Genomic DNA, 24,184 nt, shown 5'->3' with positions numbered 1-24,184 from the left:
GGCCCCCCGCCGAGACCCGGCGGGGCGGAGTCGGCGCAGGACGACCCCCAGGAGTGACCACCGTGACCGACCCCTTCGACTCCGGCTCCGGCAGGAGCCCCTTCGACGACTTCTTCGCCGCCTTCCTCGGCTCGGGCGCCCGCCGGGGCATGCAGCGGGTGGACATCACCGCGCTGCTGTCCGACCAGGCCCGCCAGGTGGTCGGCGCGGCTGCCCACCAGGCCGCGGCCTGGGGCAGCCGGGACCTGGACGCCGAGCACCTGCTCTGGGCGCTCGCCGGCCACGAGCCCACCCGGGGCCTGCTCTCCCGTGCCGGTGCGGACCCGGGGCAGCTGGCCGGTCAGCTGGAGGCGGCGCTGCGCCGCGGTGAGGCCACCGAGCAGCCGCCGGTGCTGACCCCCGCGGCCAAGCGGGCCCTGCTGGACGCCCACCAGGTGTCCCGGGCCAGCGGTTCGACCTACATCGGGCCCGAGCACCTGCTCTTCGCCCTGGCGCTGAACCCGGAGTCCGGGGCGGGCCGCTTCCTGTCCGTCTCCCGGGTGACGCCCGAGGCGTTGCAGCGGGCCGCGGCCGGCGTCCCGGTCGGGGGCGGGGGCGGCGGCAGCGCGGAGCAGCCGCCCTCGAGCACGCCGACGCTGGACGAGTACGGCCGGGACCTCACGGCGATGGCCCGCGACGGGAAGATCGACCCGGTCATCGGCCGGGCCTCGGAGATCGAGCAGACCATCGAGGTGTTGTCCCGCCGCACCAAGAACAACCCGGTGCTGATCGGTGAGGCCGGCGTCGGCAAGACCGCGATCGTGGAGGGCATCGCCGCCGCGATCGTCTCCGGTGACGTCCCCGAGCAGCTGCGCGGCCGGCGGCTGGTGGAGCTGGACCTCACCGGTCTGGTCGCCGGCACCCGCTACCGCGGCGACTTCGAGGAGCGCCTGAAGAAGGTGATCGACGAGATCCGGGACAACAGCGCCGAGGTGCTGGTCTTCGTCGACGAGCTGCACACCGTGGTCGACGCCGGGGGCTCGGAGGGCTCGGCCGGGGCGGGCAACATGCTCAAGCCGGCGCTGGCCCGTGGCGAGCTGCACGTCATCGGCGCGACGACGCTGGACGAGTACCGGACCAGCATCGAGCAGGACCCGGCCCTGGAGCGGCGCTTCCAGCCGATCCTGGTGCCCGAGCCCAGCGTGCTGGACACCATCGAGATCCTGCGCGGCCTGCGGGACCGCTACGAGGCCCACCACCAGGTGCGGTTCACCGACGAGGCGGTGGTGGCCGCGGCCGAGCTGTCCGACCGCTACGTGGCCGACCGCTTCCTGCCCGACAAGGCCATCGACCTGATCGACCAGGCCGGCGCCCGGGTGAGGCTGCGGGTCAAGACGCCGACCACCGACCTGCGCTCCCTGGAGCAGGAGGTGGAGCGGCTGGGCCGGGAGAAGGACCAGGCCGTCGCCGCCGAGCACTACGAGACCGCCTCCAGCCTGCGCGACGAGCTGGCCGCGGCGCAGCAGCGGCTGAGCCAGGCCCGCACCGGCGGTGAGGCGGGCATCCCCGAGGTGGGGGTGGCCGAGATCGCCGAGGTCGTGTCCCGGTCCACCGGCATCCCGGTGGCCCAGCTGACCGAGGAGGAGCGTGACCGCCTGCTGCGGCTGGAGGACGTGCTGCACGCCCGGGTGGTCGGTCAGGACGAGGCCGTCGAGGTCGTCTCCGAGGCGATCCGCCGCTCGCGGGCGGGTCTCGGCGACCCGGACCGGCCGATCGGCAGCTTCCTCTTCCTGGGCCCGACCGGCGTCGGCAAGACCGAGCTGGCCCGCGCGCTGGCCGAGGCGCTGTTCGGTGACCAGGACAAGATGGTCCGGCTGGACATGAGCGAGTACTCCGAGCGGCACACGGTCAGTCGGCTGGTCGGCTCGCCCCCCGGCTACGTCGGCTACGAGGACGCCGGTCAGCTGACCGAGGCGGTCCGCCGCAACCCCTACTCGGTGGTGCTGCTCGACGAGGTGGAGAAGGCGCACCCGGACGTGTTCAACACGCTCCTGCAACTGCTGGACGACGGTCGGCTGACCGACTCCCGCGGTCGCACGGTGTCCTTCGCCAACACCGTCGTGGTGATGACGTCGAACCTGGGCTCGGAGGCGATCGTCAACGCCGCCCGCGGGCCGCTGGGCTTCACCTCCTCCGACGGGTCGGGCAACGACGTCCGGGACGCCGTCATGCGGCGGCTGCGGGAGTCCTTCCGGCCCGAGTTCCTCAACCGGATCGACGAGATCGTCGTCTTCCGGCAGCTGGAGGCCGACCAGCTGGAGCGGATCACCGACCTGTTGCTGGAGGAGACCCGTCGGCGGCTCAGCGCGCAGGACATCGGGGTGGAGTTCAGCCCCGAGGCGGTGACCTGGCTGGCGCAGCGGGGCCACGAGCCGGCGTTCGGTGCCCGGCCGCTGCGCCGGGCCATCCAGCGGTCGGTGGACAACCCGCTGTCCCGGATGGTCCTGAGCGGCGACCTGGGCAAGGGGCAGCGGCTGCGTGTCGACGTCGTCGACGGCGAGCTGCGGTTCACCGTCGGGGAGCCGGCGACCGTCTGACCTGGCACCGGGTGCCACGAGCGCGGGGAGGGGTCCACCGGGGCCCCTCCCCGCGCCCGTGACCGGCGCGTTCGGGTTAGGGCGACCTTGCTTGCGAGCCCCGCGAAATAGCGCACACTCGTGTTGTGGAATCCACTGCGGCGCAGTCCGCCCGTCCGTCGGCACCGGCCGACGACGGGCGCACCCGTGACCGTGTGACGGGTCTGCTGCTGGAGCACGGCGCGCAGACCGCCACCGAGCTGGCCACCCGCCTGGGCGTCTCGCCGGCCGCCGTCCGCCGGCACCTGGACGGCCTGGTGGCCGAGGGCCGGGTCGCCGAGCGCTCGTTGCCCGGCTCGGTCCGCGGCCGCGGTCGCCCGGCCCGGCACTTCAGCCTCACCGACGCCGGCCGCTCAGGCTTCCCGCACGCCTACGACGACCTGGCGCTCACCGCGCTGCGGTTCGTCGCCGCGCACGGGGGCCCCGACGCCGTCCGGGACGTCGCCGAGCGCCAGCTGGCCGGCCTGGAGCAGCGCTGCTCCACCGCCGTCGAGCGGGCCGCCTCGACGACCGGCCCCGAGCCGGTCGACCGGGCCCAGGTCCTGGCCGAGGCGCTCACCGCCGAGGGCTACGCGGCCTCGGCGTCGGCCATCTCCAGCGGCGGCCAGCTGTGCCAGCACCACTGCCCGGTGGCCCACGTCGCCGCGGAGTTCCCCCAGCTGTGCGAGGCCGAGACCGCGGTCATCGGGCGGCTGGTCGGCACGCACGTCCAACGCCTGGCCACCATCGCCCACGGCGACGGGGTCTGCACCACCCACATACCCGGGAGCCGACGGAGCGGGAACACAACCCGCCCCGGGAGCCCTGTACCGAGAGAGCGGGCGGACGCACCACCCCGCCCCGCACCGAGCCACACCCGCCAGATCGCCCGGGAGAGGACGCCCGCATGACCACCACAGAGCAGCCCGTCACCCCGCTGACGCAGGACGAGCAGATCGACCAGCTCGGCCGCTACAAGTACGGCTGGGCGGACGCCGACGTCGCCGGCGCCTCGTCCCGTCGTGGCATCAACGAAGAGGTCGTCCGCGACATCTCGCGCCGCAAGAACGAGCCCGAGTGGATGCTCGAGCGCCGCCTCAAGGCCCTCAAGCTCTTCGGCAAGAAGCCCATGCCCGACTGGGGCTCCGACCTCTCCGGCATCGACTTCGACAACATCAAGTACTTCGTGAAGTCGACGGAGAAGCAGGCCGCGACCTGGGACGACCTCCCGGCCGACATCAAGAACACCTACGACAAGCTGGGCATCCCGGAGGCCGAGAAGCAGCGCCTGGTCTCCGGCGTCGCGGCCCAGTACGAGTCCGAGGTCGTCTACCACTCGATCCGTGAGGACCTCGAGCAGCAGGGCGTCCTGTTCCTGGACACCGACACCGCGCTGCGCGAGCACGAGGACCTGTTCCGCGAGTACTTCGGCTCGGTGATCCCCTCCGGGGACAACAAGTTCTCCGCGCTGAACACCGCCGTCTGGTCCGGTGGCTCCTTCATCTACGTGCCCCCGGGCGTCAACGTGGAGATCCCGCTGCAGGCCTACTTCCGGATCAACACCGAGAACATGGGCCAGTTCGAGCGGACGCTCATGATCATCGACGAGGGTGCCTACGTGCACTACGTCGAGGGCTGCACCGCGCCGATCTACAAGTCGGACTCGCTGCACTCCGCGGTCGTCGAGATCATCGTGAAGAAGAACGCCCGCTGCCGGTACACGACCATCCAGAACTGGTCGAACAACGTCTACAACCTGGTCACCAAGCGGGCCGTGGCCCACGAGGGCGCGACCATGGAGTGGGTCGACGGCAACATCGGCTCCAAGGTGACGATGAAGTACCCGGCCGTGTGGATGACCGGTGAGCACGCCAAGGGCGAGGTGCTCTCCATCGCCTTCGCCGGCGAGGGCCAGCACCAGGACGCCGGCGCCAAGATGGTGCACGCCGCCCCGCACACCTCCTCGAACATCATCAGCAAGTCCGTCGCCCGCGGTGGCGGCCGGACCTCCTACCGGGGCCTGGTGCAGATCGACGAGGGCGCCCACGGCTCCCGCTCCACGGTGAAGTGCGACGCGCTGCTGGTCGACACGATCAGCCGCTCGGACACCTACCCCTACGTCGACGTCCGCGAGGACGACGTGTCCATGGGCCACGAGGCGACCGTCTCCCGGGTGAGTGAGGACCAGCTCTTCTACCTGATGAGCCGTGGTCTGTCCGAGGACGAGGCGATGGCGATGGTCGTGCGCGGCTTCGTCGAGCCGATCGCCCGGGAGCTGCCGATGGAGTACGCCCTCGAGCTGAACCGCCTGATCGAGCTGCAGATGGAAGGTGCCGTCGGCTGATGCCGGAGAACACTGACACCCCCGACACGATCGCCGGACCGGCCGAGTCCGCCGCGCTGGCCAGCGAGCTCTTCGCTCCCGGCGTCGGCGCACAGGCCGGCCCGCCGACCACCCCCGCCTCCGACACCGGCACCGCCGGTGCCGGGCCGGGATCGCACAGCCACGGTGGCCCGACCCCGACCGGTTCGCCGGCCGAGCGGTTCACCTCCGCCGACCCCGACGACTTCGCCGTCGTCACGGGTCGGGAGGAGCAGTGGCGCTTCACCCCGATGAAGCGGGTCCGCCCGCTGCTGGAGGGCGCGGACTCCGACGCCCGCCTGGAGCTGACGTCGGACCTGCCCGACGGGGTCGAGCTGACCACCGTCGGCGCCGACGACCCGCTGCTCAAGGGCCTGCCCGAGCCCGTCGACCGGCTCGCCGCCCTCACCCGCGTCCGCGCGGGCGGTGCGACCGTCGTCCGGGTGCCCGCGGAGGCGCAGCTGGACCGCCCGGTCACGCTGTCGCTGCGCGGCACCGGCTCCGACGACGTCGTGTGGGGCCAGACCGTCATCGAGGTCGGCGCGTTCGCCAAGGCCACCGTCGTGCTGGACCACTCCGGCTCCGCCAAGTACTCCGGCGGGGTGGTGGTGCTCGTCGGCGACGGCGCGCACGTCGAGCTCATCAGCGTCCAGGAGTGGGAGCCGGGCACGGCGCACGGCGGTCAGTACGACGCCGTCGTCGGCCGGGACGCCACCTTCCGCCAGGTCGTCGTGACCCTGGGCGGGGACCTGGTCCGGCTGGTCAGCAACGTCGAGTACGCCGGCCCCGGCGGCACCGCGGACCTCTCCGGCGTCTACTTCGCCGACGAGACCCAGCACCAGGAGCACCGGCTCTGGGTCGACCACGCCACGCCGAACTGCGTCAGCAACGTCGTCTACAAGGGCGCGCTGCAGGGCGAGGAAGCGCACACGGTGTGGGTCGGCGACGTCCGGATCCGCCCCGCGGCCACCGGCACCGAGACCTACGAGCTCAACCGCAACCTGGTGCTCACCGACGGCGCCCGCGCCGACTCGGTGCCCAACCTGGAGATCGAGACCGGCGAGATCGTCAGCGCCGGCCACGCCAGCGCCACCGGCCGGTTCGACGACGAGCAGCTGTTCTACCTCTGCTCGCGCGGGATCGACGCCGAGACCGCCCGCCGCCTGGTCGTCCGCGGCTTCTTCGCCGACGTGGTGCAGAAGATCGCCGTCCCCGAGCTGGCCGACCGCCTGATGGGCACCATCGAGCAGCGGCTGGGTGCCCTCCCGGGCCTCGAGGAGCAGGACGTCGAGCAGGGCGAGCTCCAGCCGGCATGAGCTACCAGCGGGTCTGCTCCCTCTCCGAGGTCGCCGACGGCGAGGCCCTCCCGGTCTCCGTCGGCGACGGCGCAGATGCCATCGAGCTCGTCGTGGCGCGGCACGAGGGTCAGGTGTACGCCCTGACCGACCTGTGCTCGCACCAGGACTACCCGCTGAGCGACGGGGACGTCGAGATCGTCGACGGCGTCCCCACCATCGAGTGCACCTGGCACGGGTCGTGCTTCGACCTGCGCACCGGTGCGCCCACCAACCTGCCGGCGAACAAGCCGGTCACCACCCACCCGGTCCGCGTCGAGGGCGACAGCATCTACGTCGACGTCCTCGTCGACACCTCCGCGGCCGAGACGAACTGAGAGGCATGACATGAGCGAGACCACCGGCAGCGTGCTGGAGATCCGCGACCTGCACGTGACGGTCGGGGAGGGTGACGAGACCAAGGAGATCCTCCGCGGCGTCGACCTCACCATCCGCAGCGGCGAGACCCACGCGATCATGGGCCCCAACGGCTCGGGCAAGTCCACCCTGGCGTACTCCATCGCCGGGCACCCGAAGTACACGATCACCGGTGGCACCGTCACCCTCGACGGCGAGGACGTCCTCGCGATGACCGTCGACGAGCGCGCCCGGGCCGGCCTTTTCCTGGCCATGCAGTACCCGGTCGAGGTCCCCGGCGTCTCGGTGTCGAACTTCCTGCGCACCGCGGCCACCGCCGTCACCGGCCAGGCGCCGAAGCTGCGCACCTGGGTCAAGGACGTGCGCACCGAGATGGAGGCGCTCGAGATGGACGCCGCCTTCGCCGAGCGCAACGTCAACGAGGGCTTCTCCGGTGGTGAGAAGAAGCGCCACGAGATCCTCCAGATGGGCCTGCTCAAGCCCAAGATGGCGATCCTCGACGAGACCGACTCCGGTCTGGACGTCGACGCCCTGCGCGTCGTCTCCGAGGGCGTCAACCGGGCCAAGGCCAACAGCTCCGTCGGTGTCCTGCTGATCACGCACTACACGCGGATCCTGCGCTACATCGAGCCCGACTTCGTGCACGTCTTCGTCGCCGGCCGGGTCGTCGAGGAGGGCGGCAAGGAGCTGGCCGACAAGCTCGAGGCCGAGGGCTACGCCGCCTACCTCAAGGCCGACGCCGACGCGCTGGTCGCCTCGGACGCCGCTGCCCTGCTGAGCGGGTCGGCCACGGCATGACCGTGACCGCCTCACGCTCCGCGGCTCCCTCGGGAGCACAGGGGCGCGCACCGCTCCCGCTGGACGTCGAGGCGGTCCGCGCCGACTTCCCGATCCTGGACCGCACGGTCCGGGACGGGAAGCGGCTGGTCTACCTGGACTCCGGCGCCACCTCGCAGAAGCCACGCCAGGTGCTCGACGCCGAGCGTTGGTTCTACGAGAACGTCAACGCCGCCCCGCACCGCGGCGCGCACGCCCTGGCCGAGGAGGCCACCGAGGCCTACGAGCAGGCCCGGGCGACGATCGCCTCCTTCATCGGCGCGCAGTCCGACGAGGTCGTGTTCACCCGCAACTCCACCGAGGCGATCAACCTCGTGGCCTACGCGATGAGCAACGCCGTCACCGCCAAGGAGCCCGAGTTCCACCGGTACGCCGTGGGGCAGGGCGACGAGATCGTCGTCACCGAGATGGAGCACCACGCCAACCTGATCCCGTGGCAGCAGCTGTGCGAGCGCACCGGCGCCACGCTGCGCTGGCTGGGCCTCACCGACGACGGTCGCCTGGACCTGTCGGACCTGGACACCGTGGTCAACGAGCGCACCAAGCTCGTCACGGTCACCCAGCAGTCCAACATCCTGGGCACCATGCCGCCGCTGGCCCCGATCATCGAGCGCGCGCACGCCGTGGGCGCGCTGGTGATGGTCGACGGCGCCCAGTCGGTGCCGCACCAGCCGGTCGACGTGGCCGCCCTCGGCGCGGACTTCCTGGTGTTCTCCGGGCACAAGATGCTCGGGCCCACCGGGGTCGGCGTGCTGTGGGGCCGGTCCGAGGTCCTGGACGCACTGCCGCCGTTCCTGACCGGTGGCTCGATGATCGAGGTCGTGCGGATGGAGGGCAGCACCTTCGCCCCGCCGCCGCAGCGCTTCGAGGCCGGGGTGCCGATGACCGCGCAGGTCATCGGGCTGGCCGCGGCGTGCGACTACCTCACGGCGCTGGGCATGGACACCGTGCTCGCGCACGAGGAGGCGCTGACCGGCTACGCCCTCGAGCAGCTGCAGGCCATCCCGGGCGTGCGGGTCATCGGCCCGCCCGACACCGTCGCCCGCGGCGGGGCGATCAGCTTCGTCGTCGAGGGCATCCACCCGCACGACGTCGGGCAGGTCCTCGACGACCAGGGCATCGCCGTCCGGGTCGGGCACCACTGCGCCTGGCCGGTCGTGCGCCGCATGGGGGTGCCGGCCACCACCCGGGCCACGTTCTACGTGCACACCGGCTACGACGACGTCGACGCACTCGTCGAGGGCGTCCGGCATGCCCAGCGCTTCTTCGGTGTTGACGCGGTGGAGGAGGGAGCCTGATGAAGCTGCAGGACATGTACCAGGAGATCATCCTGGACCACTACCGGAACCCGCACGGCCGCGGTCTGCGCGACCCGTTCGACGCCGAGGTGCACCACGTCAACCCCACCTGCGGGGACGAGGTGACCCTGCGGGTCAAGGTCGAGGGCGACACCCTCACCGACGTCTCCTACGAGGGGCAGGGCTGCTCGATCAGCCAGGCCTCGGTGTCGGCGATGTACGACCTGGTCGTCGGCAAGAGCGTGCCGGAGGCGCTGGCCACCGGTGAGGACTTCGTGCGGCTGATGCAGGCCAAGGGCGACACGTCCGTGGCCGACGAGCTCGAGGACAGCCTGGAGGACGCCGTCGCGTTCGCCGGGGTATCGAAGTACCCGGCGCGGGTCAAGTGCGCGCTGATGAGCTGGATGGCCCTCAAGGACGCCAGCGCCCGGGCCTGGGAGCCCACCGAAGCGACGACCACGGGAGAGCCCGCATGAGCGAGACCACCGACACCACCGCCGTCGACACCACCGCCGTCGACGCCCCCGCCGCTGACGCGACGTCGGCGCCCGCCGCCGCCGCGGCGCCCAGGGCCCCGTTCATCAAGGCCGACCTCGAGGAGCTCGAGGAGGCCATGCGCGACGTGGTCGACCCCGAACTCGGCGTGAACGTCGTCGACCTGGGCCTGGTCTACGGCCTGGAGGTCGACGACTCCAACGTCGCCGTCATCGACATGACGCTGACCTCGGCGGCCTGCCCGCTGACCGATGTCATCGAGGACCAGGCCCGCCAGGCCCTCACCGGCGGCCCCGGCCCCGGCCTGGTCGACGACATCCGGATCAACTGGGTGTGGATGCCGCCGTGGGGCCCGGACAAGATCACCGACGACGGTCGCGAGCAGCTGCGCGCACTGGGCTTCCGGGTCTGACCGAGGACCTTGCTGCCTCCCACCACGAGCGAGCTCGCGGTGGGTCCCTGCAGCAAGGCGGTTCCAGCACCTCGCCTCGCACGCCGCGGACTCCTGCAGGCAGGCCGCAGGACAGGGTCGGAGGACCGCTCCCGGCGGTGCTGGCGGACCTGGTTGCGGGCGTCGACCCCGCCGCTGACGGCAGCGTCACGACACAGCCCGCGCCCCTCGGGGCGCGGGCTGTCGTCGTCGGTGGAACCGCGTGGGCGGTGGTCGGCGCGGACGTCGACCCCGGCTGGGTGAGCGCGTGGACCGCGGCCTCCCCAGACCCGATCGCCGCGCCGCTGTCGGCCCGGTTCCTGGCCGCGCTGGCCGACGAGACCGGGGTCGAACCGGGCGTGGTGGACGCCGTGCTGGTCGCGCCCGCGGCCCCGGTGCGCCCGGCCCTCCCGTTGCAGCCACTGGAAGCAGCCGGGCACCCCCGGGTGCAGCGGGCGCACCTCCACCGCTCCGACGTCCGCGTGCTCGGCACTCCGGACGCGGCGGCGCTGCTGACGCTGGGGCGGGGTCTCGCCGGCCGGTGGGAAGTCAGCATCGAGGTGGACTCGGCTGCCCGGGGCCGCGGGCTCGGTGCTGCGCTGGCCGCCGCCGCACCGGCCCTGGTGGACGGTCCGCTCTGGGCCCAGGTCGCCCCGGCCAACACCGCGTCGCTGCGGTCGTTCCTGGCCGCGGGCTACCGCGTCGTCTGCGCCGAGTCCCTCTTCGGCTCCTGAGCGGCGGGCCCGGACCGGGTCAGCGGAAGGTGCGCAGCCGGGACGGCACCCGCTCGCCGCGCCGGCGCTGCCGCTCTCGGGCGGCGCCGAGGGCCAGCAGCAGCGCGCCCACCACCAGGAGGGCGGCCAGCCACGGCGTGGGGACGCCGTCCAGCAGCCAGCCGACGGTCACGCCCACGACGGCGACCAGGCCGAGCACGAACGGTGCCCGCACCGCGCCACCGAGCCCGCCGACCACGCAGACCAGCGCCGCCAGCAGCACCAGCACCTGCCGCAGCGGGGTGGGGTCGACCAGCGTCCAGGCGACCGAGGGCAGCAAGCCGACGGCCAGACCCGGGCCCCAGGCCGCCCAGGACGCACCGTGTGGCAGCCGCCGCCAGTCCCCGGCCAGCAGCACGACGCCCGCGGGGACCGTCACCACCTCGACGGCAGACCAGCCCAGCTGGGCTCCGGCCGACCAGGCCGCGGCGACCAGTGCCAGGCCGCCCAGCACCCGGGTGGTCCGCTCCCGGGTGACGTCGCCGTGCCCCATGAGCGCCAGGCCGAGGACGGCGAGCAGCACCGCGGTGACCGCCCACGCACCGGCCGACGCCGCCGTCCCGACCCCGAGGGCGCCGACGAGCGCACCGGTGGTGGCGGTGGGCGCGGCGGCCCGCTCGTCGGGGGAGTCGCCCGCGGGGCGGCGCAGCGAGAGCCGGGGCTCCGCGGTGCGGCCGGTGTCGCGGGCGGCGAAGGCGTCGCGGACGTCGGCGGGGGCCGGTCGCCGGGCGGCGCGACCGCCGACCCGGGACCGCACCCAGGAGGCGACCCGCGAGGCGGCCCGGCGGGGGAGGACCACGGCGAGCACCACGGCCTCCCCGAGCGCGGTGACGGCGATGGCGACCAGCACGACGGCCACCCCGGACGGCGACACCGGGCCGGTGGTGGTCAGCAGCACGACCGCGGCGGCCGCGGCGCCCACGGTGACCGGGACGGTGGAGGGGCGGGTGTCCCGGCTGCGCGCCGACAGCAGGGCCGCGGCGGCGGCGGTGGCCACCAGCAGCAGGCCCAGGTCCCCCCAGCGGCCCGCGCGCCCCAGTCCGGCGCAGGAGAGCGTGGTCAGGGTGACGGCTGCGGTGAGGCCGGCGTCGCGGGGCACCCAGTCGGGTCCACGGGAGGCGGCGACCGCCACCACGGCGGCGAGCCCCAGGCCCAGGAAGCCGGCGCCGAGCACCCAGCCCGGAGGGCCGGTCAGCGCCGCACCGCCGACGGCCGTCCCGGCGGTCAGCCCGGACAGCACCGGCACCAGGCCGCGGGTGGGCAGCTGGGGCACGTCCGGGGAGGCGGTGAGGAGCAGCCCGACGGCGGCACCGACGGCCAGCCCGGCCGCCGGCAGCGGGTCCGCGCCCGACCAGGCCACCCGCTCGGCGAGGACGACGCCGCACACCCACCAGGGCACCGCGCCGAGCAGCCCGGTCCAGGCGACCGCGTCGGAACCGAGCCGGGCGACGACCAGTCCCGTCACGGCGACCGTCAGCAGGACCGCGGCCGCCCGTACCCCGGAGACCCCGGTGTCCAGCACGAGGACGAGCACGGCGACCTGGCCGGCGACCCAGGCGGTCACGGGCCAGGTGCGCAGCTGGGGGCTCAACGGCCACAGCGCGAGCGCCGCCGCCGCCACGAAGCCGGACAGCGTGGCGGCGGCGAGTGGCCCGTCGGGTGCCGAGGTGGCACCCACCCCGACCAGTGCGCCCGCCGAGGCCACCGCACTGAGCGCGAGCGCCTCACCGGCGGTGCGGCTGCCGGCGTGCCCGGCCAGCACCGCCAGTGCCGCGCAGACCAGCAGCAACCCGACCACGACGGCCACACCCAGCGGGTTGCCGACGGTGAGCGCGGCCAGCCCGGTGCCGACGACGGCCACCGCACCGCCGCCCAGCAGCAGCTGCTGCGGGGTGACGCGGTCGCGCAGCGGGGCGGCCCGGACCTGCGGCGGGTAGGACTCCACCGGGTAGGGCAGCGGGGGCACCGGGCGCGACGGGCGCGGGGGAGCGCTCACGGTCACCTCCGGGCCGGGCTGCGGGTGGACGTCGGGGTGGAGTGGTCGGCGGGGCCTCCCGACCACGGTAGGGGTGCGCCGGGGCGCCCGCAGCGGTCAGGGAGCGGGTGACAGCCCCGAGGAGGCGTAGAAGCCCCGGATGTGCCGGGAGACGAGGTCGGCGGCAGCGTCCGGGTCCGCGGCGGCGATGGCCTCCACGACCCCGCGGTGCTCCCGGCGGAGCCGGTCCAGCAGGGAGTCCCAGTCGGCCACGTGCGGGACCGAGGCCTGCACGTAGGTCTCGATGGAGGACCGCAGCGAGGCCATCACGGCGCCCACCAGCACGTTGCCCGACAGCTCGGCCATGGCCACGTGGAGCTGGGCGTCCAGGTGCAGGAAGGCGCGGACGTCGAGGGCCCGGTCCTCCATGGCGGCGAGGAGCTCCAGCACGCCGTCCAGCGGTGCGCCGGCGCGGGCGGCGGCGGCGACCGCACCGGACTCCAGCATCACCCGGGTCTCCACGACGTCGGCGACCGGGAAGGCCCTGGTGGCCACGTGCAGCCGCAGCGCGGAGCTCAGCGGGGCGAGCGGTTCGGCGATGAGCACCGCACCGGCGTCGGCGCCGGAGCCCACCGACCGGCGGACGACGCCCATGGCGGCGAGCACCTGCAGGGCCTCGCGCACCGAGCCGCGGGACACCCCGCACTGCTCGGCCAGCGCCCGTTCCCCGGGCAGTCGCATGCCGACGAGCAGCGACCCGTCCTGCAGCTGGTCCTCGACGTGCCGCAGGACGATCTCGGTGGCCCGCACGGGGTGAGCGTACGAGCACGTCAGCGCCCCGGGCGCCCTCCCTGCGGGCCGGGTGCCGCCCTCGACACGCCAACGGAACCAAGAGGGCCGGAGTAGCCCAGGTCACAGGTGCCCCGCTACGGTGTGGTCCGACCACTGAGGTCCGACCACACACCGCCTCGCTGCCGAGGCGCCGCGCCCACCCGGACGCGGCCGACACGAAGGTCCGCGCCCATGTCCGACGGCATCCTGCTGATGCACACCGCCATCACGATCATCGGCGTCATCGCCCTGATCGTGCTGCTCAAGGTCCACCCGGTCTTCGCCCTGCTGGCCGGCATCCTCTACCTCGGCATCGCCTCGGGACTCGGCCTGGACGGCACGGTGGAGACCCTCACCACCGGCTTCGGCTCGATCCTGGCCGAGATCGGCCTGCTCATCGCCTTCGGCATCACGCTGGGGACGACGATGAGCGAGCTGGGCGTCATCGACCGGATCGTCCGCGGGCTGCTGCGGGCCTTCGGGCCCCGGCGCTCGCCCTACGCCCTCGCCGTCACCGCGGGCACGGCGCTGCAGTCGATCTTCGCCGACGTCATGCTGGTGGTGACCGCCCCGATCGCCCGCGGCATGGCCCGAACGGTGGGGGACAAGGGCATCCCGCGGGTCGCCTCCGCGCTGGTCACCGGCATCCTCGTCGGCCTCACCATGATGATCCCCAGCGTCGGCTCGCTGGCCCTGGCCGGCGTCATCGACATCCCGCTGTGGCGCTACCTGCTCTTCGGCACCCTCGCCGGCGCCGTCACCATCGTGGTCACCGTCTTCGTGCTGCAGGTGCTCATCGAGCGCACCCGGTTCTGGGACCCGGCGACCGACGAGGACCGGGTCACCTTCGACCGCCTCGACGGCGTGGACCTGCCCGAGGACGGGTCCGCCGGGGGCTCCGCCCCTCCGGGCGGTGCCGGCGGCGCCGTGGCCACCGCGCCCGCCCGGACCGAGACGCAGACCGAGGGACGACGGGTGCCCATCGGGCTCGCCGTCGCCCCGGTGGTGGTCTCGCTGCTGCTCATCGCCGCCGGTTCGCTCACCGACGTGTTCGGCGTCGAGGCCGCGCTGCTGACGTTCCTGGCGACGCCGACCATCGCCCTGCTCATCGGCGCCTTCGCCTCCGTCGTCCTGGTGCAGGTGTACCGCGGGCAGACCGGGGTCAAGCGGTCCCTGGACCGCTCGTTCACCAACCTCGGTGAGGTGCTGCTGCTCACCGGCCTGGGCGGTTCGCTGGCCGGGCTGGTCAAGGCCACCGGCCTGGGCGACGTCCTGGGCCAGTTCTTCGAGTCCAGCGCCGGTCCGCCGATCCTGCTGGCCTGGCTGATCGCCGTCGTGCTGCACGTGGCCATCGGCTCGGTCAGCGTCGCGGCCATCACCGCCGCCGGCATCCTCGGCCCGGTCGCCGCCGGCGCCGGCATCGACCCGGTGCTCATCGCACTGGCCGCCGCCTCCGGCGCGCTGTTCCTGATGACGGTGCACAGCAACTTCTTCTGGATGGCCAAGAACCTGCTGGGTCAGACCACCAAGGGCGCCGTCAAGGTCGTCGGGACGTCGACCTCGGTGGCCTCGGTCGTCGGGCTGGGCGTCGTCCTGCTGCTGAGCCTCGTGCTGTGACAGCACACCCGACCGACCCCACCAGCGAGAGGACCCGCACGTGACCGCACCGACCGCACCACCGCTGACCGGCGTCACCGTCGTCGAGGTCGGCTCCTTCATCGCCGCGCCCTGGGCCAGCATGCAGCTGGCCGACCTGGGTGCCCGGGTGGTGAAGGTGGAGACCCCGGGCACCGGCGACTTCGTCCGCGGCAACGCCCCCCTCGTGCAGGGGGAGGGCTCGGCGTTCCTGCGGATCAACCGGAACAAGGAGTCCGTCGCGCTGGACCTGAAGTCCGAGGAGGGCCGCGCCGCCTTCCTCGACCTCGTCGCCGACGCCGACGTGCTGGTGGAGAACCTCCGCCCGGGCGCGATGCGCCGGCTCGGGCTGGGCTACGAGGACCTGGCCGCCGACCACCCTCGGCTGGTCTACGCCTCGGCCTCGGGCTGGGGGCAGGACGGGCCGCTGGCCCAGCAGCCGGGCCTGGACGTCATGGCGCAGGCCCGCTCGGGCCTGATGAGCATCACCGGGTTCCCGGACTCGGGGCCGGCCAAGGTCGGCGTCCCGGTGTGCGACCTGGTGTGCGCGCTCTACGTGGCGCTCGGGGTCACCGCTGCCCTGCGCGAGCGGGACCGCTCCGGTCAGGGCCAGCACCTGGACGTCTCGCTGTACGAGTCCGGGGTGTCCCTGGCGGTGTGGGAGGCCGGCCGGTACTTCGGCGACGGCGGCGTCGCCGGCCCGCAGGGCGCTGCGCACCAGTCCCAGGCGCCCTACCAGGCCGTCGTCACCACGGACGGTCATGTGACGGTGGGCGCGAACACGCCTGGCCTGTGGCTGCGGTTCTGCACGGCCCTCGGGTTGGACGCGCTGCCCGAGGACCCCCGATTCGTCGACAACAGCGCCCGGATGGCGAACCGCCCGGCCCTGATCGCGGCGATCGAGGAGGTCACCTCCACGCTGACCACCGCGCAGGTGCTCGACGCCCTCCAGGGAGGCGGCGTGCCCTGCGCGCCGATCCAGACCTACGACGAGGTCTTCACCGACGAGGCGCTCACCGCCCGGGACTTCCTCTGGGAGGCCGAGCACCCGACCATCGGCCCCGTCACCCAGCTGGGCTCGCCGATGCGCTTCTCCCGCACGCCCACCCGGCGGGACAACGCCGGCCCGCCGCTGGGGTCCTCGACGACCGGGGCGCCGGCATGAGCGCCGACATCCGGGTCGCGGTCGAGGGGCCGGTCCTGTCGGTGACCTTCGACCGGCCCGCCCAGCGCAACGCGATGACGTTCGCGATGTACGAGGGACTGGTCGAGGCGTGCGAGCGCGCCGACGCTGACGACGAGATCCGGGTCGTGGTGCTGCGTGGCGCCGGGGGCCAGGCCTTCGTCGCCGGCACCGACATCGCCCAGTTCGCCGGTTTCGACGGACCGGCCGGGGTGGCCTACGAGGCCCGCATCGACGCCACCATCGGACGGCTGCTCGCCGTCACCGTGCCGGTGGTCGCGGCGATCGACGGGTTCTGCATCGGCGGCGGCCTGGCCATCGCCGCGGCCGCCGACCTGCGGGTCGCCGACCGGTCGGCCCGCTTCGGCTACCCGATCGCCCGCACGCTGGGCAACACGTTGTCCGCGGCCAGCTACGCGCTCACCCTGCGGCACTTCGGGCACGCCCGGACCGTCGACATGGTGATGACCGCCCGGCTGCTCGACGTCGAGGAGGCCCGCAGCGCCGGGTTCGTCACCCGGGTGACCGACGACGTCACCGCCACCACGGCCGACGTCGTCGGCAAGCTGCTGGCCAACGCCCCGCTCACCCAGTGGGCGGCCAAGGAGACGCTGCGCCGGCTGCACGCCGCCGCGGTGCCGGTGCAGGCCGACGACGTCCTGGACCGGGTGTACGGCTCGGCCGACTTCGCCGCCGGAGTCGCTGCGTTCACCAGCCGGCAGGCCCCGGGGTGGACCGGCCGCTGACCACCACCCTCCCCGGGGTGCCACCGATGTCACCCCGGGAAGGGGTCGGTTCCAGCCCCCGACGCCAGTACCATGGGCTCAGTGATCACGACCACCGGCCTCGAGCTCCGCGCGGGCTCGCGCATCCTGATCAGCGAGGCCGACCTCCGCGTCCAGCCCGGTGACCGGATCGGGCTCGTCGGGCGCAACGGCGCCGGCAAGACCACCACCCTCACCACGCTGGCCGGTGAGCGGGTGCCGCACGCCGGCAAGGTCGACCAGGTCGGCGAGCTGGGCTACCTGCCGCAGGACACGCTCAGCGGCGACCTGTCGATCAGCGCCAGCGACCGGGTGCTGTCCGGCCGTGGCCTGGACGAGCTCAAGTCCCAGCTGACCAAGGCCCAGATCGCGATGGCAGAGCCCGCCGACGACGCCGAGCGCGACCGCGCCGTGCGCCGCTACGGCCGGCTCGAGGACCAGTTCGCCGCCATGGGCGGGTACGCCGCCGAGTCCGACGCCGCGCGCATCTGCACCAACCTGGGCCTGCCCGACCGGGTGCTCGAGCAGCCGCTGCACACGCTGTCCGGTGGCCAGCGCCGCCGCGTCGAGCTGGCCCGCATCCTGTTCTCCGACGCCGAGACGCTGCTGCTCGACGAGCCCACCAACCACCTGGACGCGGACTCCATCGCGTGGCTCAAGGGCTTCCTGGCCACCCACCGCTCCGGGCTCATCGTGATCAGCCACGACGTCGAGCTGCTGGCCGCCGTCGTCAACAAGGTGTGGCACCTGGACGCCAACCGGGCCACGGTCGACGTCTACAACCTGGGCTGGAAGCGGTACCTGGACGCCCGGGAGACCGACGAGCGCCGTCGCCGCTCCGAGCGGGCCAACGCCGAGAAGAAGATCGGCGCGCTGACCGCGCAGGCGGACAAGATGCGCGCCAAGGCGACCAAGGCCAAGGCCGCCCAGTCGATGGACAAGCGTGCCCAGCGCCTGGCCGCGGGCCTGGAGCAGGTCCGGGTGCAGGACCGGGTCGCCAAGCTGCGCTTCCCGACCCCGGCGCCGTGCGGGAAGACCCCGCTCACCGCCGAGCGGCTGTCCAAGAGCTACGGCTCGCTGGAGATCTTCACCGGTGTGGACCTGGCGATCGACCGCGGCACCCGGGTCGTCGTGCTGGGCCTCAACGGCGCCGGCAAGACCACCCTGCTGCGGATGCTGGCCGGCACCGAGCAGCCCGACACCGGCGAGGTCAAGGCCGGGCACGGGCTGCGGCTGGGCTACTACGCCCAGGAGCACGAGACGCTGGACATGGACCGCTCGCTGCTGGAGATCATGCAGTCCGCCGCCCCGGACCAGACCGCCACCGAGCTGCGCCGCATCCTGGGTGCCTTCCTGTTCTCCGGCGACGCCGTCGACCAGCGGGCCGGCACGCTGTCCGGTGGGGAGAAGACCCGGCTGGCGATGGCCGCCCTGGTCTGCTCGGCGGCGAACGTGCTGCTGCTGGACGAGCCGACCAACAACCTGGACCCGGCGAGCCGCGAGCAGGTGCTCGAGGCGCTGCGCACCTACCAGGGCGCGATCGTGCTGGTCACCCACGACGAGGGCGCGGTCACCGCCCTGGACCCGGACAAGGTCATCCTGCTGCCCGACGGCACCGAGGACACCTGGTCCGCCGACTTCGCGGAGCTCGTCGAACTGGCCTGATCGAGGCTCCGACGACGCGCCTTGAACGCCGCGTCCTCGTCGGCCACGCTCCCACCCGGCCGCGGGCGACCGACGAGGCCAGGACCTCCGTGGGGACAGTCGATGGCAAGTCGTTCGCGGTCCGTGGTCGTGCCGCACCACACGGGTCACGGACCGCGCGCGCCGGTCCCTCGAAAGGATGACCGAGCCCCTCGCCAGGGCCTACGTCTGCCATGCTCGCGACAGATCAGGTCGCGGTACGGGCCGGACGGGGTGCGCGGCGAGTCGTGGCGTGCCGCCGGTCGCGCGCCGCGGTCCGGGGGCGCCCGGTCGGCTCGACGTCGGGTGCCCTGTCGTGCCCAGGGCCACCGTCCTCGGGCGCCGCCGACCCGAGGAGTCCCCGTGCCCACCGCCGGCCCGTCGCCGATCCGCGTCCTCTACCGCCACTACGGCGGGGAGAACACGAAGCCGCGGCCCGACTACTACAGCAAGACGCTGGCACTGGCGTCCCTGCTGCGCGCGGCCGAGGAGCTGGACCACGCTCCCGAGCTGGTCTTCGTCAACGACCAGGTGCGCCCCGGTCGCCTCCTGACCCTGATGGAGTCCAGCGGTGAGGTCGTGGACATCCGGGGAGGCAGCGACCGCCGGTCGCTGCGCACCACCTTCAGCCGTGAGGCGGCCCGCGCGACGCCGCTGGACACGTTCCTCTGGTTCGCCGAGGACGACTACCTGTACCGCCCCGACGCCCTGCGTCGGCTGGCGGAGGGAGCCGCCGGTCTGCCCCAGGCCGACTACCTGACCGTGTACGGGTCCGGCGCCCTGGACGTGGCCGCCAGCCGTCGTCGGGTCGTCGAGCAGGACCAGCCCGGCGCGGGCGCGGCTGCGGTCTCCCTGCACGGTCTCGACTGGTACCCGGCCGCGTACGCCACCAGCACGTTCGGTCTGCGCGTCGGGACCCTGCGCGAGGACCTCCGGCTGTTGCGGTTCTGCGCCCTCAGCGGCGGGGCCTGGGACCAGACGAGCTGGATGGTCGCCGGCGGCTACCTCCCGTTCACCGCCGCCGAGCTGGGCGTCGACCTCTTCCCGTTCCGGTCCACCCCGCCCTCCGGCTGGCCGCGCGCACTGGCCCGCGGGTCCATCCGGCTCGCTGCCAGCGCCCGGTCGCTACGTCGTCCCTCGCGGCGGCGGACGCTCTTCGCCTCCGACCCCGAGCTCGTCCACCACATGGAGGCCCCGATCCCCGGGGCGCGGCACGAGCTCAGCACGCGGACGGCAGCCGTCGACTGGTCGACCGTGGCAGCCGAGACCGCGGCCTGGGCGCAGGACCGCGGGATCGACGTCGCGCCGGAGGGCCGGGCGTGAACGCAGTACCCTTCCTGCGGCCCCAGCTGCCCTCCCTGTCGGCTCTCGGGGCCTACTACCGGTTGGCCGAGGAGGCGCGGTTCTTCTCCAACGGCGGGCCCTGCGAGCGCCTGCTGCGGAGCCGGTTGTCCGACTACCTGGGCGGGGTCGGCTGCGTGCCGGTCACCAACGCGACCAGCGGCCTGGTCGTCGCCCTCCGGGCCGTCATGGACGCCCGGGGCACCACCGAGCTGCCCCTCGTGGTCGTGCCCTCGTACACCTTCGTCGCGACCGCCGGCGCCGTCCGCGTCCTCGGGCACCAGCCGCTCTTCGTCGACGTGGAGCCCGCCGGTTGGCAGATGGACGCCGACGCGCTCGCCGACGCGCTGTCCGACCACGGTGGCCAGGTGGCGGCCGTCCTGGCGACCCACACGTTCGGGACGCCGCCGCGTGCGGACCTGCAACGGCGGTGGCAGGCGGTCTGCGACGCAGCCGAGGTGCCGCTCGTCGTCGACGCCGCCGCGGGCTTCGGGGCCACCGACGACAGCGGGGCCCGCAGCGGTCGGGAGGCGACACCCCACGTGTACTCCTTCCACGCCACGAAGTCCTTCGCCATCGGGGAGGGCGGCCTGGTGACCACCCTCGACGAGGACCTGCTGGCACGGGTCGACGCGCTGCACTCCTTCGGCTTCACCGAGGGCAGGATCGCCGGCTACGCCGGGATCAACGCCAAGATGGACGAGCTGCACGCGGCGTCGGCGCTGGCCGTCCTCGACACCTTCGACACGGTGCTGGCCCGTCGTCGTGCGATTGCCGCGCACTACCGGGAGCACCTGACGCCGCTCGGCTTCCGGTTCCAGGTCGGCAATGCCGGCGGCACGTGGCAGGCCGGCTACGTCACGGCGCCGGACCCGGAGACCCGGACGGCGGTCCTCGCGGCCGGGGCGAGCGGCCGGGTGGGCATCACGGCCTACTACGACCGGCCGGCCCACCGGCACCCGGCGTACGCCGACGCGCCCCGGCACGGGCCGCTGGACGTCACCGAGGCGCTGGCCGCGCGGGCACTCGCCCTCCCCATGGCCAACGACCTGACGGCGGAGGAGGTCGACCGGGTCGTCGACGTCGTCGTCGGGGCCGCACGGGGGGTCTGAGCGACCGGCCGGGGCATTCCGGTCGTCAGCGGGCGCGACGGTCGCACAGGGGTGATCATCCTTGTGGGAGGCCGACGTCACCAGGACGCGGCACCGGCAGACCAGTGGGGGACCACGACCGCCGTCCGCGGCGGGCGTGGAGACGCTGGCACGGAGGGGAGTCATGGCCGACTCGAACGCAGCCGACTCGACCGCAGCGGACGCTGCCGCCGAACTGGGCAAGGGCAAGCGGATCACCGGGGACGACCGGAACACCCTCGCCGACGAGCTGCGCAAGCGGTACGACGCCGGGGAGAGCATCCGCCTGCTGGCGGCGTCCACCGGGCGCTCCTACGGCTTCGTGCACCGTCTGCTCAGCGAGTCCGGCGCCACGCTCCGCAGCCGCGGCGGCGCCAACCGCTCCCAGGCGTCGTGAGCGGCGACCCGGCCGACGGCTGGGTCACCACCGCCCGGGACGGCGCGGTCCTCACCGTCACCCTGGACCGTGCCGACCAGCTCAACGCCCAGACCCCGCAGACCTGGTACCGGCTGGCCGCCATCGGGGAGTCCCTCGACCCGGACGTCCGCGTCGTTGTCGTCCGGGGCGCTGGCCGGGCCTTCTCCGCCGGCCTGGACCGCTCGCTGTTCTCCACCGACCCCGGCCAGAACGGCGGCCTCGGTGCCCTCCTCGCCCTCGGCGACGACGGCGCGCAGCAGCGGATCCGGGAGTACCAGGCCGGCTTCCGGTGGCTGCGCCGCCCGGGCATCGTCTCGGTCGCCGTCGTGCAGGGGCACGCCATCGGCGCCGGCGCGCAGCTGGCGCTGGCCTGCGACCTGCGGGTGTGCAGCACCGCGGCCACCTTCAAGCTCCCGGAGGCCGTGCTCGGGCTGGTGCCCGACCTGACCGGCACCTCCACCCTGGTGCAGGCCGTCGGGTACTCGCGGGCCCTGGAGATGTGCCTGACCGGCCGCGGGGTGGGCGCCGCCGAGGCGCTGGCCAGTGGGCTGGCCAACGCCGTCGTCGCGCCGGAGGAGCTCGAGGACGCCGTCACCGCGCTGGTCGCAGGCATCATGGGGCCCGACATCGCCGCCAGCCGGGCGACGGCGGAGCTGGTCCGCCGGGCCGCGGCCGTCGACGCCGAGGGTCAGGACGCCGCCGAGCGGGCGGCCCAGCTGGCCCGGCTGCACGCGCTCGCCGGCCGCTGACCCACCGACCGCCGAGCGGAACACCGGCGCGGCTGCGCCGGTTGGCCCCACCGACACGTGAGAGGTGGAGTCCGTGAGCTCACCCATGACCTCGATGGCCGCCATGCGGTCGTTCCAGCGCAACCCACAGCCGGGCCGGGAGATCCCTGCGGGGACGGTCAAGCGGATCCTGGGGATCGCCGGGCCCTACCGGCGGGACCTGACGTTCTTCCTGTCCCTGGTCGTCGTCTCGGCGGTGATCGGGGTGCTGACGCCGCTGCTGGCCGGCGACATCGTCAACCGGATCGCCCGCCTGGACGGCACCGCCGCCGACATCGTGCGGATCGCGCTCCTCATCGCCGGGCTGGCGTTGGTGGACGCGGCCAGCTCGTTGGCCCAGCGCTGGTACTCCTCCCGGATCGGGGAGGGCGTCATCTACGACCTGCGCGCCCGGGTGTTCGCCCACGTGCAGCGGATGCCGGTGGCGTTCTTCACCCGCACCCAGACCGGCGCGCTGGTCAGCCGGCTCAACAACGACGTCATCGGCGCGCAGCAGGCGTTCACCTCGACGCTGTCCGGGGTGGTGTCCAACGCGATCGGGCTGGTGCTCACCGCCGGGGTGATGCTGACGCTGTCCTGGCAGATCACGCTGCTCTCGATCGTGCTGGTGCCGCTGTTCGTGCTCCCGGCCAAGCGGATCGGCTCCAAGCTGCAGGAGATCACCCGGGAGTCCTACGGGCTCAACGCCTCGATGAACGCCACGATGACCGAGCGGTTCAACGTGGCCGGTGCGCTGCTGGTCAAGCTGTTCGGCCGGCCCGAGGCCGAGGTCGAGTCCTTCCGGGCCCGCGCGGCCCGGGTGCGCGACATCGGGGTGCTGTCGGCCATGTACGGCCGCACGTTCTTCACCGCCCTCACCCTGGTCGCCGCGCTGGCCACCGCGCTGGTCTACGGCCTGGGCGGCTCGCTGGCCTTCGACGGGTCGCTGTCCCCGGGTGCGGTGGTCTCCCTGGCGCTGCTGCTGTCCCGGCTGTACGGACCGCTGACCGCGCTGTCCAACGTCCGGGTGGACGTGATGAGCGCGATGGTCAGCTTCGACCGGGTCTTCGAGGTGCTCGACCTGGAGCCGATGATCGCCGAGGCACCCGACGCCCGGCCGGTCCCGGCCGACGACCGCTCGGTGGAGTTCGACCGGGTGTCGTTCTCCTACCCGACCGCCGACCAGGTGTCGCTGGCCTCGCTGGAGGACCTGTCGCTGCCCGAGCACGGCGGGTCCACGGTCGTGCTGCGCGACGTCAGCTTCCGGGCCGAGCCCGGCCAGCTGGTCGCCCTCGTCGGCCACTCCGGGGCCGGGAAGTCGACCATCGCCAACCTGGTGCCCCGGCTCTACGACGTCACCGACGGCGCCGTCCGGGTCGGCGGGCTCGACGTCCGGCAGGCCACCGCGGACTCGCTGCGCGCCGCGATCGGCGTCGTCAGCCAGGACAGCCACCTCTTCCACGACACCATCCGGGCCAACCTGGTCTACGCCCGCCCCGAGGCCACCGAGGACCAGCTGTGGGCCGCGCTCACCGGCGCCCGGATCGCCGCGCTCGTCGCCTCGCTGCCCGACGGCCTGGACACCGTGGTCGGGGACCGCGGCTACCGGATGTCGGGCGGGGAGAAGCAGCGCCTGGCCATCGCCCGGGTGCTGCTCAAGGGCCCCGGTGTCGTCATCCTCGACGAGGCGACCGCGCACCTGGACAGTGAGAGCGAGGTCGCGGTGCAGAAGGCGCTGGACACCGCGCTCACCGGCCGGACGTCGCTGGTCATCGCGCACCGGCTGTCCACCATCCGGGCCGCCGACCTGATCCTGGTCGTGGACGAGGGGCGCATCGTCGAGCAGGGCACCCACGAGGAGCTGCTGGCGCTGGGCCACCGGTACGCCGACCTGTACCGCACGCAGTTCTCCGACCGCGAGGAGACCGTGTCACCCGCCGCCACACAGGCCTGACC

At 73.6% G+C, this 24,184-nt stretch carries 21 protein-coding genes; 19 read left to right on the top strand and 2 right to left on the bottom strand.

Annotated features, from left to right (window positions below; all coding sequences use genetic code 11):
• Nucleotides 1–62: 62 nt before the first annotated feature.
• The 10 genes from ASG41_RS22150 to ASG41_RS23895 all read left to right on the top strand — a co-directional run bounded on the left by ASG41_RS22150 (nt 63) and on the right by ASG41_RS23895 (nt 10,462).
• Nucleotides 63–2,576 (top strand): ATP-dependent Clp protease ATP-binding subunit, encoded by a 2,514-nt coding sequence (locus ASG41_RS22150; protein WP_056301220.1) that lies wholly within the window; start codon nt 63–65, stop codon nt 2,574–2,576.
• Between the two features lie 194 nt (nt 2,577–2,770).
• Nucleotides 2,771–3,505 (top strand): metalloregulator ArsR/SmtB family transcription factor, encoded by a 735-nt coding sequence (locus tag ASG41_RS22145; RefSeq protein WP_235565012.1) that lies wholly within the window; start codon nt 2,771–2,773, stop codon nt 3,503–3,505.
• A complete protein-coding gene (sufB, locus tag ASG41_RS22140; protein ID WP_056300907.1) occupies nt 3,502–4,938 on the top strand; it encodes a Fe-S cluster assembly protein SufB in 1,437 nt (478 codons plus the stop codon). Before ASG41_RS22145 ends, sufB begins: the two co-directional genes overlap by 4 nt.
• Nucleotides 4,938–6,272, top strand: coding sequence for a Fe-S cluster assembly protein SufD (sufD, locus tag ASG41_RS22135; RefSeq protein WP_056300905.1), 1,335 nt, complete (start codon nt 4,938–4,940; stop codon nt 6,270–6,272). The genes sufB and sufD overlap by 1 nt, the downstream gene beginning before the upstream one ends.
• Nucleotides 6,269–6,628: a non-heme iron oxygenase ferredoxin subunit gene (locus ASG41_RS22130; protein WP_056300902.1), complete on the top strand. Its 360-nt coding sequence runs from the start codon at nt 6,269–6,271 to the stop codon at nt 6,626–6,628. The genes sufD and ASG41_RS22130 overlap by 4 nt, the downstream gene beginning before the upstream one ends.
• Nucleotides 6,629–6,638: 10 nt before the next feature.
• A complete protein-coding gene (gene sufC, locus ASG41_RS22125; RefSeq protein ID WP_056300899.1) occupies nt 6,639–7,466 on the top strand; it encodes a Fe-S cluster assembly ATPase SufC in 828 nt (275 codons plus the stop codon).
• Complete coding sequence (locus ASG41_RS22120) at nt 7,463–8,803, top strand: cysteine desulfurase (protein WP_056300896.1); 1,341 nt, start codon at nt 7,463–7,465, stop codon at nt 8,801–8,803. Before sufC ends, ASG41_RS22120 begins: the two co-directional genes overlap by 4 nt.
• Nucleotides 8,803–9,279, top strand: coding sequence for a Fe-S cluster assembly sulfur transfer protein SufU (gene sufU, locus ASG41_RS22115; RefSeq protein ID WP_056300894.1), 477 nt, complete (start codon nt 8,803–8,805; stop codon nt 9,277–9,279). Before ASG41_RS22120 ends, sufU begins: the two co-directional genes overlap by 1 nt.
• A complete protein-coding gene (locus ASG41_RS22110; protein WP_056300889.1) occupies nt 9,276–9,710 on the top strand; it encodes a metal-sulfur cluster assembly factor in 435 nt (144 codons plus the stop codon). The genes sufU and ASG41_RS22110 overlap by 4 nt, the downstream gene beginning before the upstream one ends.
• Before the next feature lie 278 nt (nt 9,711–9,988).
• Nucleotides 9,989–10,462: a GNAT family N-acetyltransferase gene (locus ASG41_RS23895; protein ID WP_157519667.1), complete on the top strand. Its 474-nt coding sequence runs from the start codon at nt 9,989–9,991 to the stop codon at nt 10,460–10,462.
• 19 nt (nt 10,463–10,481) lie between these two features.
• Here the strand turns inward: ASG41_RS23895 and ASG41_RS23890 are convergent, their stop codons facing one another.
• Nucleotides 10,482–12,497, bottom strand: a complete 2,016-nt coding sequence (locus tag ASG41_RS23890; protein WP_157519665.1) for an SCO7613 C-terminal domain-containing membrane protein — start codon at nt 12,495–12,497, stop codon at nt 10,482–10,484.
• A 96-nt stretch (nt 12,498–12,593) separates the two neighbouring features.
• A complete protein-coding gene (locus tag ASG41_RS22095) occupies nt 12,594–13,286 on the bottom strand; it encodes a FadR/GntR family transcriptional regulator (RefSeq protein ID WP_056300880.1) in 693 nt (230 codons plus the stop codon).
• 213 nt (nt 13,287–13,499) lie between these two features.
• On the opposite strand from ASG41_RS22095, the gene ASG41_RS22090 reads away from it, so the two are divergent.
• From ASG41_RS22090 to ASG41_RS22050, 9 genes are all read left to right on the top strand, one after another.
• Entirely contained in the window at nt 13,500–14,924 is a 1,425-nt protein-coding gene (locus ASG41_RS22090) for a GntP family permease (protein ID WP_056300877.1), read from the top strand.
• 40 nt (nt 14,925–14,964) lie between these two features.
• Complete coding sequence (locus ASG41_RS22085) at nt 14,965–16,107, top strand: CaiB/BaiF CoA-transferase family protein (protein WP_056300874.1); 1,143 nt, start codon at nt 14,965–14,967, stop codon at nt 16,105–16,107.
• On the top strand, nt 16,104–16,871 hold the full coding sequence (locus ASG41_RS22080; RefSeq protein ID WP_056300871.1) for an enoyl-CoA hydratase: 768 nt from the start codon (nt 16,104–16,106) through the stop codon (nt 16,869–16,871). The genes ASG41_RS22085 and ASG41_RS22080 overlap by 4 nt, the downstream gene beginning before the upstream one ends.
• 81 nt (nt 16,872–16,952) lie before the next feature.
• A complete protein-coding gene (gene abc-f, locus ASG41_RS22075; RefSeq protein ID WP_056300868.1) occupies nt 16,953–18,554 on the top strand; it encodes a ribosomal protection-like ABC-F family protein in 1,602 nt (533 codons plus the stop codon).
• A 381-nt stretch (nt 18,555–18,935) separates the two neighbouring features.
• The gene (locus ASG41_RS24040) at nt 18,936–19,895 is read left to right on the top strand and encodes a hypothetical protein (RefSeq protein ID WP_056300865.1); all 960 of its coding nucleotides are present in this window, start codon (nt 18,936–18,938) and stop codon (nt 19,893–19,895) included.
• Nucleotides 19,892–21,025, top strand: a complete 1,134-nt coding sequence (locus ASG41_RS24035; RefSeq protein ID WP_056300861.1) for a DegT/DnrJ/EryC1/StrS aminotransferase family protein — start codon at nt 19,892–19,894, stop codon at nt 21,023–21,025. The genes ASG41_RS24040 and ASG41_RS24035 overlap by 4 nt, the downstream gene beginning before the upstream one ends.
• Before the next feature lie 163 nt (nt 21,026–21,188).
• Nucleotides 21,189–21,440 carry a helix-turn-helix domain-containing protein gene (locus ASG41_RS22060; protein ID WP_056300858.1) on the top strand — a complete coding sequence of 84 codons (252 nt, stop codon included), beginning with the start codon at nt 21,189–21,191 and terminating at the stop codon, nt 21,438–21,440.
• Complete coding sequence (locus tag ASG41_RS22055; protein WP_056300854.1) at nt 21,437–22,210, top strand: enoyl-CoA hydratase/isomerase family protein; 774 nt, start codon at nt 21,437–21,439, stop codon at nt 22,208–22,210. The genes ASG41_RS22060 and ASG41_RS22055 overlap by 4 nt, the downstream gene beginning before the upstream one ends.
• A gap of 73 nt (nt 22,211–22,283) precedes the next feature.
• On the top strand, nt 22,284–24,182 hold the full coding sequence (locus ASG41_RS22050) for an ABC transporter ATP-binding protein (RefSeq protein ID WP_235565011.1): 1,899 nt from the start codon (nt 22,284–22,286) through the stop codon (nt 24,180–24,182).
• Nucleotides 24,183–24,184 lie beyond the last annotated feature (2 nt).

It is taken from the genome of Modestobacter sp. Leaf380, assembly GCF_001424485.1.
Lineage (GTDB): Bacteria > Actinomycetota > Actinomycetes > Mycobacteriales > Geodermatophilaceae > Klenkia.
Note: the sequence above shows the minus strand (reverse complement) of the source record. Positions and strands in the feature narration are given on the sequence as shown.